This is a genomic window from Laspinema sp. D2d, assembly GCF_025370755.1.
In the GTDB taxonomy this organism is placed as follows: Bacteria; Cyanobacteriota; Cyanobacteriia; order Cyanobacteriales; family Laspinemataceae; genus Laspinema.
The window spans coordinates 33,046-50,308 of the sequence record NZ_JAMXFC010000030.1 but is presented as its reverse complement, the minus strand read 5'-3'; the positions used below and the strand labels follow the sequence as shown (position 1 = coordinate 50,308).

At 47.1% G+C, this 17,263-nt stretch carries 11 protein-coding genes and 1 pseudogene; 8 read left to right on the top strand and 4 right to left on the bottom strand.

Annotated features, from left to right (window positions below):
* Positions 1-37: 37 nt before the first annotated feature.
* The gene (locus NG796_RS18805; RefSeq protein ID WP_261208423.1) at positions 38-814 is read right to left on the bottom strand and encodes an S-adenosyl-l-methionine hydroxide adenosyltransferase family protein; all 777 of its coding nucleotides are present in this window, start codon (positions 812-814) and stop codon (positions 38-40) included.
* A 202-nt stretch (positions 815-1,016) separates the two neighbouring features.
* On the opposite strand from NG796_RS18805, the gene NG796_RS18800 reads away from it, so the two are divergent.
* Positions 1,017-1,172: a hypothetical protein gene (locus tag NG796_RS18800; protein ID WP_254566045.1), complete on the top strand. Its 156-nt coding sequence runs from the start codon at positions 1,017-1,019 to the stop codon at positions 1,170-1,172.
* Positions 1,173-1,556: 384 nt separating this feature from the next.
* Here the strand turns inward: NG796_RS18800 and NG796_RS18795 are convergent, their stop codons facing one another.
* Entirely contained in the window at positions 1,557-6,221 is a 4,665-nt protein-coding gene (locus tag NG796_RS18795; protein WP_261208422.1) for a DUF4347 domain-containing protein, read from the bottom strand.
* Positions 6,222-6,574: 353 nt separating this feature from the next.
* Positions 6,575-7,942: a TldD/PmbA family protein gene (locus NG796_RS18790; protein WP_261208421.1), complete on the bottom strand. Its 1,368-nt coding sequence runs from the start codon at positions 7,940-7,942 to the stop codon at positions 6,575-6,577.
* A gap of 342 nt (positions 7,943-8,284) precedes the next feature.
* On the opposite strand from NG796_RS18790, the gene NG796_RS18785 reads away from it, so the two are divergent.
* The 6 genes and pseudogenes from NG796_RS18785 to NG796_RS18760 form a co-directional block, all read left to right on the top strand.
* The gene (locus tag NG796_RS18785) at positions 8,285-9,265 is read left to right on the top strand and encodes an alpha-ketoacid dehydrogenase subunit beta (protein WP_261208419.1); all 981 of its coding nucleotides are present in this window, start codon (positions 8,285-8,287) and stop codon (positions 9,263-9,265) included.
* Positions 9,266-9,360: 95 nt separating this feature from the next.
* Positions 9,361-10,779: a protein translocase subunit SecD gene (gene secD, locus NG796_RS18780; RefSeq protein WP_261208417.1), complete on the top strand. Its 1,419-nt coding sequence runs from the start codon at positions 9,361-9,363 to the stop codon at positions 10,777-10,779.
* Between the two features lie 27 nt (positions 10,780-10,806).
* On the top strand, positions 10,807-11,793 hold the full coding sequence (gene secF / locus NG796_RS18775; protein WP_261208416.1) for a protein translocase subunit SecF: 987 nt from the start codon (positions 10,807-10,809) through the stop codon (positions 11,791-11,793).
* Positions 11,794-11,867: 74 nt separating this feature from the next.
* Positions 11,868-12,308 carry a hypothetical protein gene (locus tag NG796_RS18770; RefSeq protein ID WP_261208415.1) on the top strand — a complete coding sequence of 147 codons (441 nt, stop codon included), beginning with the start codon at positions 11,868-11,870 and terminating at the stop codon, positions 12,306-12,308.
* 122 nt (positions 12,309-12,430) lie between these two features.
* Entirely contained in the window at positions 12,431-13,255 is an 825-nt protein-coding gene (locus tag NG796_RS18765) for an Rpn family recombination-promoting nuclease/putative transposase (protein WP_261208414.1), read from the top strand.
* A 7-nt stretch (positions 13,256-13,262) separates the two neighbouring features.
* Positions 13,263-13,568 (top strand): annotated as a pseudogene (locus NG796_RS18760) (flagellar assembly protein H); the annotation flags it as partial.
* 43 nt (positions 13,569-13,611) lie between these two features.
* Here the strand turns inward: NG796_RS18760 and NG796_RS18755 are convergent.
* Positions 13,612-14,415, bottom strand: coding sequence for a Nif3-like dinuclear metal center hexameric protein (locus NG796_RS18755; RefSeq protein ID WP_261208412.1), 804 nt, complete (start codon positions 14,413-14,415; stop codon positions 13,612-13,614).
* Between the two features lie 718 nt (positions 14,416-15,133).
* Between NG796_RS18755 and NG796_RS18750 the strand changes: the two genes are divergently transcribed.
* Positions 15,134-17,209, top strand: coding sequence for a cation:proton antiporter (locus NG796_RS18750; protein WP_411268820.1), 2,076 nt, complete (start codon positions 15,134-15,136; stop codon positions 17,207-17,209).
* Positions 17,210-17,263 lie beyond the last annotated feature (54 nt).

The following is a 17,263-nucleotide window of genomic DNA, read 5'->3' as shown; positions in this document are numbered from 1 at the left end:
GGTGACGATCGCCCGAGGAATGACCGTTCCTGCTTTTTTAGCTTACCTGTACTCTCACCGTTGCACCGAGAGTAAGTTGGAGTGTATAGGAAGCATTGCCGCCATTGATAGCAATTTCCAGCCAACCGTGAGAACCGACAAGGGCGATCGGTCCTCCTCTGGTTACTTCACTGTAAGTTTTTCCCCCCGGAATCAGGCGATCGCCCACCCTCACAGATCCTAAATTCCCCATCACCCGAGTACCCGGAATGTTGGTGATCAGGTTACCAAAGCGATCGATAGATTGGATACAACCGACAATTTCCTGGTTTTGCTCGTAACATTGTGGCAGATCCAGGGTAACTAACGTTTGGGGATCGATCGCGGGTCCTAGATCCTCTAACGGGACTCCCTTGCTTAGATGAGCGCCCACGGGAGCAAAAATATCACGTCCATGAAAAGTGGTACTCGGGTCAGGAGTGCGCCAGTAGTCAGAATTACTCAGTTCCACCGCCGCCAGAATCGGGTTTTCTGCACTGAGTACCCCAGAAAACAACCCGTTATCAGGTCCCACTAAGATAGAGTGCGGCAGTTGAAGGGCGATCGCCCTGCGAGCACTGCCTACACCGGGATCCACGACTGCCACATGAACGGTCCCCTCGGGGAAATAGGGATAAGCATTCATCAGACAAAAACGACCCGCAGCGACATCCTGGGGAGGAATTTCATGGGTGAGGTCCACAATCGTGGCCTGGGGATTAATACAGGCGATGACGCCCTTCATCACGCCGACATAGACATCATGGGAACCGAAATCGGTTAACAGGGTAAGCATGGGGATGGGGGAGATGGGGTGGATGGGGGAGATGGGGGAGATGGGGGAGATGGGGGAGATGGGGGAGATGGGGGAGATGGGGGAGATGGGGGAGATGGGGATAATTATTAAAATTTTGGTAAATTTTGATACTATTCCTGATTTTAAGTGTTATTTTGGAAGTAAGGGAAAATACACGAATTGAAAACGGAAAAAGTCCACCATGAACAAAATTAGTCATGAAACCTTGAAACAAGCGGCTGCCATGCATCGGGCAACTATCCGCCAGAAGCTACAGTATCGCCTGGAAATGGCTAGACAGAAAGGCGATGAAAACTTGATTCGGATGCTTGAAGCCGAAGCCAGCTATTTCAGCTAACGCCTGAGTATAAAGAACCCCCTTGATAAAACCCCGAATACAGATTTATGTAGAGACGCCTCATTTCGCGTCTCTATTATCGTTTAAGGGTCTAACACTCGATCGGGTATTCAATGGTTTATAAAAACCCACACTCTAAAGGGTGTGGGTTTGGAAAGACTGAGGGATTTCCATAAAAAAACTTCTGCATTAGAAGTAATGCCGAATTATTCAAGCCCCCCCTTAAGAACGCCAATCGGTTGGGGGGATCTCTAATAGAAGATTTTATTTTGTGGAGTTCCCTTATTACCAGGGGATTCCGGATCAGGGGCTTAATCCGCCGGGGAGATACTCCTCTTTTCTATGGGAGATATTTTATTTGCCTCCAGAATCTGAAAAGCCCTCCTACAGAAACTGGATACTGCTGATCCCAGAGGCAGAGACTCCCATCAGGGATGCCAAAATTTCGCCGGTAGTGGCGATCGCAATGTTGGTGATGTCACCATTTTGAGTAATCACGAGTTGATCTCCGGTTAATTCCCCGGTTAATTCCAGAAAATCCTGTTCCACTTCAAAATCCCAAATTAGGTCCTGGTTGTAACCCGCCTGGAGTACAAACCGATCGCTACCGTTGCCTCCAATTAGGGTATCGTCGCCGAAATCTCCACTCAGGCGATCGTTCCCCTCTCCTCCGGCGAGGAAATCGTTCTGTTTACCTCCAAATAAGGTATCGTCTCCCTCATCGCCATTGAGAGTGTCATCGCCGCGATCGCCATAAAGTAAGTCATTTCCGCCACCCCCAGAAAGACAATCTTGCTCATTATTGGGATCCATCGGTTCCTCAATGCCAGTACCCCCGAGAATGGTGTCATCCCCATCGCCACCGCAGAGGGTATCCTTGCCGCGATCGCCGAAAATTAAATCATTGCCCTGATCTCCAGCAACGATATCATCCTCCTTGCCACCGCGCAGGGTATCATTTCCCTCACCTCCAGATACGGAATCATCCCCCTGGTTGCCATTAAGAAAATCATTTCCAGCGCCCCCAAAGAGCAAATCTTGCCCATTGGGATCGAACACTGAGGCATCATTGGGATTGCCTAAAAGCGTATCATCCCCAAGTTCGCCTAACAGGGTATCATTGCCAATGTCGCCATAGATCAAGTCGTTATCTTTGCCGCCGTGAACAAAATCATCTTCTTTTCCCGCATGAATGGTATCGTTTCCTTCGCTACCTAAAAGATAATCATTTCCGCGATTCCCAAAGAGTAAATCTGCGTCTAAAAAGGGACCGACAGGAACATTACTCCCTTTGCCTCCATAGAGAGTATCATTGCCTAAATCGCCATAGAGGGTATCGCTATCTTCATCGCCAAAGATGCGATCGTCGTCTTTTCCCCCCCAAATGCGATCGCCTCCAAATCCTCCGGAAAGGGTATCGTTACCTTCATTCCCAAATAAATCATCTTTCCCCGCATTCCCTTCTATCCAGTCGCGATCGCCTTGGGAACCGATGGGAAAATCGCTACCCATTCCCCCAAGGATAGTATCGTCTCCGGCACTTCCTAAAAGATTATCATCGCCCGAGTTGCCAAAGAGTAAATCATTGCCACTGCCTCCATTAATTTCATCAGGGCGACTGCTGCCTTCTAAGGTGTCATTTTCGTCGGTACCGATGAGGATATTTTCAACGGCATTTGGTTGGGCGATCGCTGTTTCTAATGGCACCAATTCGGGTACGGTGAGATTAGGGCAATTGCAATCGGGTATCTCTATAGAAGTTAAGGGGAGTATCGGGATTTCCGTCACGCTGGAATCTGGATTAAGGGTTGATGGCAGGATAGGTTCTGCTGTCACTTCCGGGAGGGGTTTAGGTTCGGGTTCGGGTTGGGGTTCAGGTTCGGGTTCAGGTTCAGGTTCCGGGGTTGGAGGTTCATCATCGTCAGTGATTGTGGCGATCGCTTGGGGAGTGGCAATCGCGGCATTGACAGGATTAGAAAGATTAACAAAAAACTGTTCATCAGGTTCATCAATTGTATCTGGGGCGATCGCTACCGTAATCGTGTTTGTCGTTTCCCCGGGATTAAACTGTAATGTGCCACTCGTTGCCGTATAGTCTTCCGGCGAAATCGCTGTATCATCAACCGTGGCATAATTTACGGTAGCCAGTTGGTTGAGTGCGGCATTCAGAGTAACCGTAATAGTTGCATTCGTTTGTTGAGAATTTCCTTCAATCAGCGTAATATTTTCAAGGGTAAAACGCGGTGAAATCACCACTGCACCCTCAGAAAATTCCGAAGTATTATTATTCGGGTCAGTTGCGGTAGCGGTAATCAATTCATTGGCAGGAACGGCACGGTTCAAGGTTTCCGTAAAGCTAACATTACCGCTGCCATCGGTGGTGACAGTGACAAACCCAATTAATCTTTCTCCTTCGCCAAATCGGGAGGGATCTAAAGTACGATTCGCGAAAAACTCTATATGAAATTCAGTATTAGGGGTGCTGTTAAGCGTTCCCAAAATTGTAGTTGTTGTGCCATTAGAAATCGCTGAAGTAATAATCGGAAAATTTTGCAGATTATTAGCCCCGGTATCCGCATCTCCTTCGTCATTTGCTGTTGTCCCGGCAGAGTTAGTAGCAGGACCCGCTAAATCGATTCCTAAGCGACTGTTGGAAAATATAGCATTCGATAAAATTCCGTTATTACTGCCCGGACTAACTTGAATTCCTGCACTTCCATTAAAGCCGATCTGATTACTCTCTCCCGTAGCTGTTCCGCCAATGAGATTATTCCCCGTCAGGGAAGCAATATCAACCCCATTTCCCGCATTTCCTAGGGGACTAATTCCATCAGCTTGAGTGCCTATAAAGTTACCTAATACTCGGTTATTACTGGAAGCGAGGTAAATTCCATTACCGCTATTTCCTGAAATCAGATTACGCGCATTTGGGGTAGTCCCACCAATAGTCATATTCTGAGGGAAAGCATCCGTAACAATTCCATCTCCTCCATTGGCGATCGCCAGAGTGCCTGTAATATCAGTGCCGATAGAATTTCCAGCAATTAGGATATCCGAGGCAGCACCACCTAACTCAATTCCATCGGATCGATTTCCAGAAATCAGATTACCAGAACCCGCTTCTAACCCCCCAATTGTATTTTCTGGAGAAAAAATAGCTATACCTTGCCCATTCCCAATGGCAGATCGTCCGGTGAGGTTAGTCCCAATAAAATTACCTAAAATTAGATTTTGGGTTGAATTAGTTTGAATGTTAACACCCGTTGATTGATTACCGGAAATAATATTGCGATCGCCTTCAGTAATACCTCCAATCCGATTCCCGGTTGCACCTTGAGCAATCACAACCCCCGCTTCACCATTCGCAAGTGCTACATTCCCCGTGAAATCGATCCCGATTAGATTTCCCGTCACTCGATTATTATTAGCACTATTGCCGCCTATCAGAATGCCATCTGCTCTATTTCCAGAGATTAAGTTATTCCCCATACTATTATTCGCACCCTCAATCCGCAGTCCATCTCCACTATTTTGTACGGCTTCGTTTCCTGGCAAATTTGTTCCGATGTAATTCCCCAATATTGAATTAAATGCGCTAGTTTCACGAATATAAATTCCCGAAGTACCATTACCGGAAATAACATTGCGATCAGAATCGGAATCTCCCCCAATTAGGCTCCTAGAACCACCGGATATCAAAATTCCACTAAACGTATTTCTTAATGAAATTTCCCCCGTAATATCTGTACCAATAAAATTGCCTAAAATTTGATTATCATTCGCCTCATTCCCAGTAATTTGAATTCCATCAAAATCATTACCTGAAATAATATTTCGAGCATTGACAGTTGTCCCTCCAATCTGATTATTAGGCGCATTGCGAATAACAATCCCACTGCCAGAGTTCCCTAAATCCTGAGTCCCGGTGACATCAGTTCCGATGAAATTTCCTAAAATTTGGTTTCCACTGGCCCGGTTGCCTTCAATATCAATTCCAACAGAAGAGGTATTATTATTTCCCGAAATGAGGTTATTTTGAATTGTATTATTAGCTGAGTCTCGAATAAAAATACCTGAACCGCTACGTTCTAAGAAACCCGTTCCCGTGACATCGGTTCCCAGGTAATTATTCTCAATCAAATTATTGCCATTTTCCCGAATTACAATAGCAGCATTACTAAATCCCGCCCGATTAATCACTAATCCCCGAACGGTGCTATTTCCAGCGGTAATTTGTAAAACTCCCCTATCTAATCCCCCTATATTTATCCCATCAATTTCAATCAGGGGAGTTCCCGTATATCCAGGTTGAGTTGTGGCATCAATAATCACCGAATCATTAATGATGGGTAAAACTGATAAAGGCTGAATGGTTTGCACCCCATCACCAGCGATATTAAACGCAATAGTATCAACTTCTGGATTTGTATTCGCATCTAAAATGGCTTGTCGGAAAGAACCCCCTCCACTATCATTCGTGTTGGTAACCGTGAACGTTGCCAATACGGAATTATAATGTGTTATAGTATCTAAATTAAAAGGTAAAACATTCTCGATTTCCCCGGTTTTTACTTCAAAGTCCCAATTTCCCCCTAGGGTCCTACTGCCGGTTTTGCTATGAGAAGCGGCAACCGTTATCCTGGTTAATTGGCTGAGTTTTTGGATGAATTGTTGTCCCCGATCGCCTGCTGCCACTTCGCACCCATAAAGGAGTAGGGAGGGAGAGACATCCGGGGAAAAAGCTTCACTCCACTGCTGCAACAAGTTGGCATAACAACTGATGTTTTCTAAAGTGAGATACCCGTTGCCCAATTGCAGACTAGCAGTGCTACCATGAGAGACAATATGGAGGGTATGTAATCCCTTTCTTTCGGCTAAAATAGCGGAAATCTGCTCAATTCCGTCTTGTTTGGTTCCCAGGGCGATCGCCTCTGTTCCGGGGACAGTACCCACAACCAAAGTTTCCCATTCCGGTACTCCCGAATCAATTAAAACGACGGTATGAATCGAAGACTGTTTAAAACCAAATTTTGCTAAAGTTTCTATCATGAGAGTTCTCCCAATCATTAATTATGGGTTAGGCGATAATTAAGGGTACTTTATTCACTTTTGTGATAGTCACCGGGTTTTTAACTCAAGGGTAGTCATTTAAGAAATGAAAGCATAATTTTTGAAAAATGTGGGAGCAGCTTGCCTCAAATTTATAAAAATTTACACAAAATTGAGGGCGATCGCACCCCATAGCGACACCCTCAATTTTGTGTAAATTTACTTTGAATACTTTCCGACAGACTCTATCATGCAGCCGAGGTTAGAAACCGGGTTTCTTGCCCCAATTCGGGGAGATTGCCAAAAGTTGGTTAAGAAACCCGGTTTCGGTTGCTTGTATCGAGGATGGAGAATTATCGTCCACCAACCACAACATTTTGAATAGAAATGTGGGGTCCGCCAACACTAACGGGTAACGGGGATTGTCCACCTTTACCACATCCCCCATTCAGATAAACCGAATCAGAACCGATCGCCTGAATATCCTTCAAAGTTTGGAACACATTCCCCGAAAGCGTCACATCACTCACAGGTTCCGCAATTTTGCCATCGCGAATCATGTACCCTTCTGCTGCGGCAAAAGTAAACATTTCCCCATTGGTTTGACCCCCTAACATCCGGACTGCATAAACCCCTTCATCGATAGGAGCAATCATATCTTCAAAGGAGCAATCTCCCGCTTCAATTGCCGTATTAGTCATCCGCACAATCGGCGCATAAGTAGCACTCAGGGCGCGAGCATTTCCTGTTGGGGTTTCGTGCATTTTGCCAGCCGTTTCTCGGCTATGTAAACGCTGAGTCAAAACGCCATCTTTGATTAAATATTTACGTTGACCCTCAACCCCTTCATCATCATATTTCATCGAACCTGGTAGGTTGGGAATCGTCGCATCATCCACGACATTTAATTGGGAAATTCCCAAGGGTTTACCGAGTTGTAGCACTTCTTGCATTTGAGGATTTTCATAAACAAAATCCGCCTCAGACAAATGACCGAATGCTTCATGAATGAAGACCCCAGCGAGATAAGGGTCAAGGACCACGGTATATTGACCGCCTTTAACAGATTTGGCTTCTAATTGGCGAATTGCCCGTTCTGCGGCCCCCCGAACGCGATTTTCAATGCCGGTGAATGCATCATAATCCGATCGCGAATGGACTGATTCATACCCTTGGCGCACCAACCCGCCTTCCCCCCGGGCGATCGCCCCAAAACCGCCGGAAACATCCAGGCGTTCTTGAGCAATACAGGTCCCGGTAGAATTAACAAAATAAGTAATGCCAAAGCGATCGCGATAACTGGAACTGGTGGTTTGAATCCTCGGGTCAAAATCCAGCAAAAGCTGATTATAAGTTTCCACCATTTGCCGTTTTTCTTCCAACGAGACCCCCCGAGGGTCCCGAAGTAAGGACTCGGCGACATAATCCTGAATCGGTTTAATATCCGCTAGTTGCGTGGTTTCTGAACCGATTAATTTAGCTTGGGAAATCGCTTCTTCCAAGCGATCGCCCAACTCATCTAATCCATTAAACGTCACGAAACTCCAACCCCCCTTATGACAGGCGCGGACCCCACCGGCGAGGGAAAAATTCCGATTCACCGCATCCAGGCGATCGCCACGAAACGCGATCGCCGTAGATTCGCTTTGTTCCATGCGAATTTCTAAATAATCGACGCGATCGCGGTAAGGGGCGATCGCCGAGAGTAACCGATCCTGCATTGAATGATTCACGCGCTAACTTTCCCGATTTGACAACTTGCAATCTTTCTTACTTCCAGTCTAATGTGCCAAACTAGGACGCTGATACCCCAACGATTAGAAATCCGGGTTATGCCCAAAAATTTCTAGCCCCTCATCACAAAATAGGGGCCTAACCCGGGTTTCTGGTCCCTAGAGCCTTCGTCCAGTAGCAGGCAGGGTCCCAGTTTTTTCGGATGTCCAACCCCCTGAATCCCGTACCCAGCGCCTAGAATCTAAAACTCTACCGATGCTTTAAAATCTCTAGCGTCTGGAAAATGCAATGGTATAAGATAAAAGCTTGTCCCATTACCCACCTTGAAGATGGCAGAAACCCTTTTCTTCAACGCGCTCAAAGCCGCCATTGACGAAGAAATGGCCCGCGACCCTACGGTATTCGTCCTCGGTGAAGATGTCGGTCAATATGGCGGATCCTACAAAGTCACCAAGGACCTGTACGAAAAATATGGCGAACTGCGGGTACTCGACACCCCGATCGCGGAAAATAGCTTTACCGGGATGGCGGTTGGTGCTGCTATGACGGGATTGCGCCCGATTATTGAAGGCATGAACATGGGCTTTTTGCTCCTCGCCTTCAACCAAATCGCCAACAATGCCATGCTGCGCTATACCTCCGGTGGCAACTTTACAATGCCGATGGTGATTCGCGGTCCCGGTGGGGTTGGACGACAACTGGGTGCCGAACATTCCCAGCGCTTAGAAACCTATTTTCAAGCCGTTCCTGGCTTAAAAATGGTGGCTTGTTCCACCCCGTACAACGCCAAAGGATTGCTTAAAAGCGCCATCCGTGACAATAACCCCGTGCTATTTTTCGAGCACGTCCTTCTTTATAATTTGAAAGAAGACCTGCCCTCGGAAGAATATCTGGTCCCCCTAGATAAAGCAGAAGTGGTCCGACGGGGCAAAGATGTCACGATTTTGACCTATTCACGGATGCGTCATCACGTTCTGCAAGCGGTGCCGCAGATTGTCAAAGACGGGTTTGATCCCGAAGTCATTGACTTAATTTCCCTCAAACCCCTTGACTTAGAAACCATTGGCGAATCGATTCGCAAAACCCATCGGGTCATTGTGGTAGAGGAAGCAATGAAAACCGGGGGAATTGGGGCTGAAATTATTGCTTCAATTAATGATCGGTTCTTTGATGAGCTGGATGCACCTGTGCTGAGACTTTCGTCACAGGATATTCCCACGCCCTACAATGGAACCTTAGAGCGACTAACCATCGTGCAGCCGCCGCAAATTGTCGAAGCGGTGCAAAAAATGGTCGGTCTAAAAATATAAGACAGTGTTGAAATCTGAGTTTTGAGTTTTGAGTGAAATTGTCTAAATTTTCCACTTAAAACTCAATTCTCAACCCTCTAGAAACAGGTAAAGTCATGCAAAAAAACCGTTCATTATTGGCTTTAATTCTGGTTCTGGTTATTGCCGCGATCGTTGCGTTGGTGAATGTCCCCTTCCGGTTGGGATTGGATCTTCAGGGGGGTTCCCAACTCACCCTTCTGGTGCGACCCTCACCCGAGGTCCCGCAAATTACCTCCGCCGTGATGGAAGCTGTACAGAGCGTAGTCAGAAACCGGGTTGATGCCCTTGGGGTATCTGAACCGATTGTTCAGTCCGTCGGGACCGATCAGATTCTTGTCCAACTCCCGGGGGTCAGCGATCCCGCCCAAGCCGAGCGTGTGCTTGGGGGAACAGCAGTCTTGGAGTTTCGCGAGGAAACCTCGAATCCCGAAGTCCGGGCAGAACTGGACGTGCGGATGCAAGAAGCCACTCAAATTGCCGTAGAATTGGGCAGTTTACAAGAGTCAGGAGAACAGGGACAAATTGCTGAAAAGCAAGCTGAGTTCGATCGCAAGCGTGAAGAAATTCAGGCACTCAATCTCCGACTCTATGAAAAAACCCCCCTCACAGGCTCTAACCTGGAAGACGCCTATCCCGAACCGGCGCAAGGTGGGGTGGGGGCCTGGAACGTGGGTCTGGTGTTCGATAACGAAGGGGGAGAACTCTTCGCCCAACTCACCAAAAACCTGGCCGGAACTGGACGGACTCTCGGGATTTTTCTCGATGAAAAACTGATTAGTTCTCCCACGGTCCCGGCAGAATTTGCCACCACCGGGATTACTGGCGGACGTGCAGTCATTCAAGGCAGTTTTGAGGTGCAGCAGGCGAATGACCTCGCGGTTCAATTGCGCGGTGGCGCGTTACCGGTGCCCGTAGAAATTGTAGAAAATCGCACGGTTGGAGCAACCCTGGGGCGCGATAGTATTGTTAGAAGTATCTACGCCGGAATCGGGGGCCTGGTGTTGGTCCTGATTTTTATGGTGGCCTATTACCGCTTACCCGGTGTGATTGCCGATCTGTCCTTGATCATCTATGCCCTTCTGACCTTAGCCAGTTTCTCCCTGTTAGGGGTGACCTTGACCCTACCGGGGATTGCCGGATTTATTCTCAGTATTGGGATGGCGGTGGATGCTAATGTACTGATTTTTGAACGGACCCGGGAAGAATTACGGGCGGGTAAGAGTTTATATCGGTCTGTAGAGTCGGGGTTTTACCGCGCTTTTTCGAGCATTTTGGATAGCAATGTCACCACGCTGATTGCCTGTGCTGCGTTGTTTTGGCTGGGTGCAGGTTTGGTGAAAGGGTTCGCATTGACCCTGGGAATTGGGGTGGCGGTGAGTATGTTTAGCGCCATTACTTGCAGTCGCACGTTAATGTTTTTAGCGATTAGTGTTGATAACCTTCGCAAGCCCGAACTATTTTGTCCCAACCTTCAAAATGTTAGGAAAGTTTAGGGGGATGTGTTACCAGAGGCAGATTCGATGAAATTAAACGTTAACAAACAGCGCCAATTGTGGTGGACATTATCCGCAGCGGTTGTGGTGGCTGGGTTGATTTCGATGGTGATTTCCTGGCAACAGTTGGGAGCACCCTTGCGTCCGAGTCTGGATTTTGTGGGGGGGACTCGGTTGCAGTTGGAACTCGATTGTTCAGTTCCCAACAATTGCGATCGCCCGATTGAAGCGGGTCAGGTGCGATCGATTCTTTCCACCCAAGGATTGGGCAGCAGTAGCATTCAAGTCGTGGGTGAGAAACAGCAGGCGTTATCCATTCGCACCTCAACTCTGGATGTGGACCAACGCACTCAACTGGTCAATTCTTTAACGGAAGAAGTGGGCAGTTTTGATCCAGAAAAGAGTCAAATTGATACCGTGGGTCCAACTCTGGGGCGTCAATTGTTTACCCAAGGACTCTTGGCACTAATTGTCTCGTTTGCGGGAATTATTGTCTATCTCAGTTTCCGGTTCCAGTTCGATTATGCCCTGTTTGCGATCGTGGCTTTGTTCCATGATGTCTTAATCACTGTGGGGATTTTCTCGATTCTGGGACTGGTTTTAGGGTTAGAAGTGGATAGCTTATTTATTGTGGCGTTGCTCACCATTATCGGGTTCTCGGTGAATGATACCGTGGTGATTTACGATCGCATCCGCGAAACCCTCGCTCAGGATAAGTTCAATCGCCCCATTGATGAAATCGTCGATGATGCGGTGAATCAAACCCTCGGGCGATCAATTAATACCACAGCTACCACAATGTTACCCTTGGTCGGGATTTTCCTGTTTGGCGGGGAAACCCTAAAATCCTTTGCCCTCGCCTTAATTGTGGGATTTTTGGCCGGTGTGTATTCCAGTCTCTTTTTAGCGAGTAGTTTGTTAGCCTGGTGGCGAGAACGGAATGGAACAGGAATATCTCCGGTTCCCGAGGGTCCCACCCCTGGGGATGCCTCTCCAGACTCCAATGAGAGTTAGTCAGGGTTAATGCGGCGTCGTTCTTCTGGATTTAGGGAGGTTGAAGTGAGCTTCTATCGATTGAGATTGCTCTGATGGAGAACAATCACGAATTTAGCGATCGCCCCCTTGACCCCGTTCCTCTGCCACAGGACCCCAGGTTCGAGCAAGAAGTGCAACGGTTACACGAGTACACCGTTGCCGCTCGTTGGGTGTTAGTGTTCCTGCTGTGGCTAACGGTGGGCAGTTTTAGCCTCTGGGCATTGCGAGACGATATCCGACTCCTGTCTGACCATTTTACCTGGGCGAGTCTGCGCTACGCCTTGAGTCTGCGGTACAATCCCATCCCGGCGATCGGACTCACCTTCACCGTGAGCATGACTGTGGCAGTCCTAGTTTGGCAAAGTCGTAACATTTTATTTGGAATGCCACCCTCAGAGCGATCGCGCTTAGAACAACAACTCCTCCGGATTCGCCAGCAGGGTTCATCTCATCCCCTCTATTCCTGGATTGTCCAATCTCCCCGGCTGAAATAACCCTCCTCTAGTTCTTCTTTTTACCTCCCAAAAGACAAAGCAAAAGCTAGAAATCTTCCTGTGCGGCTCATCTATTAAAGACCCGCAGCTAGGTGAGCTTGAATAATCTTAAGAAATAGCTCGTGAAAACCGATAGCATTTTTTATCGCATCTTTCAACAATATCCCCGCAGCTTTTTTGAACTCATTCGCAGTTCCCCTGGGAATGCTGAAGACTATCAATTTACCTCCGTTGAAGTTAAACAATTAGCGTTTCGTTTGGACGGGTTATTTCTTCCAAAAACCGATAAACCTGACCAACCTTTCTACCTCGCCGAAGTCCAATTTCAAGCCGATGAAACCTTTTATTCACGGATTTTTGCCGAACTTTTTCTCTACCTGCGTCAATACCAACCCCGCTCTCCTTGGCGTGTCGTCATCATTTATCCCAGTCGCACCCAGGAACGAGAACAACGCCACCAATTTCAAGAACTCCTGGAATCCGGGCGAGTCACTCGCATTTATCTCAATGAGTTAGACAACTCCAACGACTCATTAGGGTTCGCAATTGTTAAACTGGTGGTAGAACCAGAACAAGAGGCGATCGCCACCGCCAAACGCCTGATTACCAAGGCCCAACAAGAACTGACCGTCGCACCTCTTCAACGGGATATCATTGAGTTAATCGAGACCATTATCGTTTATAAACTACCCCAAGCTAGTCGAGAGGAGATTGCCAAGATGTTAGGACTTACAGATTTAAAACAAACCCGCTTTTATCAAGAAGCGTTTGTTGAAGGTCGTGAAGAAGGTCGTGAAGAAGGTCGTGAAGAAGGTAGCCAGAAAGCAAAACGAGAGTTTGTACAACGTCTTGCTAACCGAGGAGAAAGTTTAGAAGAGATTGCTCAATTGTCTGACTTACCCATATCGGTAGTTCAAGAAATCTTGGACTCCTTGAAGCAATCCTAGGGATAACAAGTCCTTTATCGTTTATAAACTGCCCCAAGCCAGTCGAGAGGAGATTGCCAAGATGTTAGGACTTACAGATTTAAAACAAACCCGCTTTTATCAAGAAGCATTTGTCGAAGGTCGTGAAGAAGGTCGCGAAGAAGGTCGCGAAGAAGGTCGCGAAGAAGGTCGCGAAGAAGGTCGCCAGAAAGCAAAACGAGAGTTTGTACAACGTCTTGCTAACCGAGGGGAGAGTTTAGAAGAGATTGCTCAATTGTCTGACTTACCCCTGTGGGTGGTTCAAGAAATCTTGGACTCTTTGAAGCAATCTTAGGGGTAACAAGTCCTCTACTTGTTAAGGGCTTTTTGCCCCGGCGCTATCCTCGAAAAAACTGGCGGAAATCTTCATCTTGGGTACTCAATTTTACCCAGTTTGCTCCCGCTTTACTTAATTTTTCGACGAGCCGATCGCAGGCGGGGCGTTCTGTAGCATAATGACCGGCATCAATCAGAACTAAGCCGCGATCGCGCGCTTCCTGGAATTGATGAAATTTGCAATCTGAGGTGAGATAAGCCTCAGCACCAGCTTGTACAACCGCATCGATATAACTCGCTCCCGAACCGCCTAAAACCGCTAACCTGCGGATGTGCTGCTGAGGTTCAGTAGGGGATACAATCAGTTCTGGCGGTTGCAATTTCTCTTGAATTAGGGTCAACAAATCCCCGAGGGAAAGTGCCGGTTCCAGTTGTCCAATTCGTCCATAACCCAGGCCCGGTTGGGTGGGGACAATCGGCTTAACTTGTTTTAGATTTAACCATTGTGCTAAGACATCCGCAGTCCCATGATTTACTTGGTCAAAGTTAGTGTGAGCGGTGTAAATGCCGATACGATGGGTAAAGGCGAGTTTTGCCATTTCCCCAATCGCCTCACCCCTACAAAGGCGATTGACTCCCCCAAAAATCAGGGGATGGTGAGCGAATATTAAATTAACGGGTTCGCCGCTTTGTTGGAGGGTGATTGCTTCTTCCATCACGGCTAAGGTGGGGGTTAAACAGACTAACACCCCAGCCGGTTCGGTTAAGATTCCCGGTTCGATTTGCCAACCACAATTATCCCACTTTTCTTGCCATACTGGGTTAGCCCAGCCTTCAAACCATTGTATTAGCTCGGAAATCTTCATGGTACTACTCAGTCATCCCTTGGTACTGCCATTCGTAGGCGATCGCTTCTGCAAGGACATCAGGGTATTTAGAGCATCGGTTTCATCTTGACAACGCCAGCCGGGGTTGTTTACAAAATCTGTAAGAATTAGCAGCCAATCTGTGCCAGAAACCCGATGTCTTGTCCCCTTACTCGAATCCTCTATTGAAGTCCTAGGTTTCAGTTTAACAAAGCTGCTCCTACTTAGGTGCGATCGCTTGTCTAAGTTGCCAATTTCCGCCAGGGGTACTCTCCTCAACCCTGGATGAAGTCAGAGGCGATCAGATCGGATGTGGGCGATCGCACGCAAAAGGTTGGCTTTCCCGCTTAGTCAGGTAGCCTGATGGTAATTTAAGAAACAATTTTACTCCCGTTGATTCGATTAGTTCGGCTTCTGCTGCCTTGCCGACCCTCTTTAAAGATTGTGCCTAAAACTTACCCCTTGTAAATCTTCCTCTAGGGAGAGTTAATTTCTGGATTTTAATCTTATAAGTAAAAAGATATTTCCGGTTTATAAGATTACCAATGTTTCTCAAGTATTCTCTAGGTTAATCCTAAAAGATTAGAGTCAATATTTAAGAAAAGTAGTTATTCATTTTTGCTTTCAACTTTACGGTAAAGGCAAAAATTAAAAAATATGTTATAAACTCAGGAATACAAAAGCACCTCTTACAAATTCAATTACCAGGAGTTCGTTTATGGCAAACCTTTGGCCGTTCATTGAAACGAATGGGGGAGACATCACCACGTTGTTGATGGGGACTCCCTTGGCTCAAGTTTTAAGCGGCCCCATTAAAGACCCCGTTGCCATTTTTTTGATTATTATGGCAATGATGCTCATTGCGCCTTTGGTGTTTGAGCGGTTAAAACTCCCGGGAATTGTGGGTTTAATTCTAGCTGGAATCGTCATCGGACCCCACGGGTTGGGATTATTAGCCCGGGATGAGACCATTGTGCTATTAGGCACCGTGGGGTTACTATTTTTAATGTTTATGGCGGGGTTAGAAACCAGTTTAGATGACCTCAAACTCAATGCCGATAAAGCCATTATCTTTGGGTTGGCAACCTTTGCCATTCCGATGGTATTGGGAACTGGGGCGATGTTGTTGCTAGGAGATAGTTTGTTAGCCTCAATTCTAGTTGCCTCTTGTTTTGCCTCTCATACCCTGTTGGCATTGCCAGTTTTGACCCGCTTGGGGATCATGCGCGCACAATCGGTAACTGCCACTTTGGGCGGAACCTTAATCACGAATGTCCTGGCGTTGTTAGTATTAGCCGTTGTGGTCAAAGCGCATGGGGGGGCATTAACCCTACAATTTTGGCTCTTTCTCATCCCTGCCTTGGCAATTTATACCGTCGCTACCTTGTGGGGAGTTCCCAAACTTGGGCGATGGTTTTTCAGAAAATTTGGGCATGATGAAGGGGCAGAATTTACTTTTGTGGTTGCCACTTTGCTGGTGGTTTCTTATGTCGCTCAATTGATTGAAATCGAAGCAATTATTGGAGCGTTTTTAGCAGGAGTTGCCATTACTCAATTGATTCCGGCTTTGAGTCCTTTAATGAATCGGATTCAGTTTATTGGAAATACGCTCTTTGTCCCCTTCTTTCTGCTTTCCGTGGGGATGTTAATTGACCCGATGATTCTGATTAGTGAACCGCGATCGCTCGTGGTGGCGGGGGTGATGATTGGGGCTGAGTTTTTGGCTAAATATCTAGCCGCTTGGGGTTCCGGGAAGTTTTTTGGCTGGACCTTTCCCAATACGATGGTTATGTTTGGGTTGTCTGTTGCCCAAGCGGCTTCTACTTTAGCCGCAATTACCGTTGCTTATGAGATAAAACTGGTGGATGAGGTCACCGTTAATGGCATTATTGCGATGATTCTCGTCAGTTGTATTGCCTCTCCCTGGATTACTGCCAAGTGGGGAAAAGGGGTGAAACCCGAGGAGAAAACAACAACCCTGGAAAGTGCCGGGTTAACCGATCGCGTTTTGGTTCCTGTTGCTAACCCCAGCACAGAAGATAACCTGTTGACTTTAGCAATTTTGCTGGCAAAAAATTCTAAAGGAACCTTGCTCCCCTTGCACGTTCTTTCGGATAAAAATAGTAAGATTTCTCCAGAGCAAAGGATTCAACAAACCCAGTTATTAGCGGCAGCAGAAACCATTGCTCATGCTGCAACCGTAGCCGTGGAACCCATTGGTCGAATTGATGCGGAAATCTCCGGGGGAATTGTGCGCAGTGCCTCGGAACGGAATGCCACCTTAATTATTTGTGGGTGGAAAGGATATTCCACCTATCGAGAAAATTTCTTTGGGGACGTGATTGATCGGATTGTGCGCCGATCGCCAGTTCCGGTTCTGATTACCCGATTTCCCCAACCTATCGAAAATACCGCCCGCATCTTTGTCGCCGCCACGGACGTGGAAACCACCTCTTGGGAATTTAAACAAGCCCTAGAAATTGCTAATACTATCGCCACTGAACTCAAGGCTAACTTACAGTTATTATTGATTGTCACTGGGGGTTCTAAAGACGTTGAGTTTGACCTCGAAGCGTTTGGACTAAGTGAAACCACTCCAGTGCAACGCCTGCGGGGAAACTTTGTCAGAAAAGTATCGAGAATGCTCAAAACCGATGATTTATTAATCTTAACCTCCGGTTCCCATCAACATCAAGCCTTTGGGTCATCGGGGAGATTAGTAGAACCAGAAGCGATCGTTCGTTCACATCCTGATGTTGCAACGATTGTCGCTCATTTTCCCCCCCGGATTTAATCCTAATCAGCTTGATACTTCTTAGAAACTCTTCAAAAGCCCCCCTTCATAAGG

Bases quoted from the DNA above. Each gene is read 5' to 3' on its own strand.
- NG796_RS18755 (WP_261208412.1), bottom strand. From the start codon at position 14,415: ATGAAGATTTCCGAGCTAATACAATGGTTTGAAGGCTGGGCTAACCCA.
- NG796_RS18790 (WP_261208421.1), bottom strand. From the start codon at position 7,942: ATGCAGGATCGGTTACTCTCGGCGATCGCCCCTTACCGCGATCGCGTC.
- NG796_RS18805 (WP_261208423.1), bottom strand. From the start codon at position 814: ATGCTTACCCTGTTAACCGATTTCGGTTCCCATGATGTCTATGTCGGC.
- NG796_RS18750 (WP_411268820.1), top strand. From the start codon at position 15,134: ATGGCAAACCTTTGGCCGTTCATTGAAACGAATGGGGGAGACATCACC.
- NG796_RS18800 (WP_254566045.1), top strand. From the start codon at position 1,017: ATGAACAAAATTAGTCATGAAACCTTGAAACAAGCGGCTGCCATGCAT.
- NG796_RS18785 (WP_261208419.1), top strand. From the start codon at position 8,285: ATGGCAGAAACCCTTTTCTTCAACGCGCTCAAAGCCGCCATTGACGAA.
- NG796_RS18770 (WP_261208415.1), top strand. From the start codon at position 11,868: ATGGAGAACAATCACGAATTTAGCGATCGCCCCCTTGACCCCGTTCCT.
- secD (WP_261208417.1), top strand. From the start codon at position 9,361: ATGCAAAAAAACCGTTCATTATTGGCTTTAATTCTGGTTCTGGTTATT.
- NG796_RS18795 (WP_261208422.1), bottom strand. From the start codon at position 6,221: ATGATAGAAACTTTAGCAAAATTTGGTTTTAAACAGTCTTCGATTCAT.
- secF (WP_261208416.1), top strand. From the start codon at position 10,807: ATGAAATTAAACGTTAACAAACAGCGCCAATTGTGGTGGACATTATCC.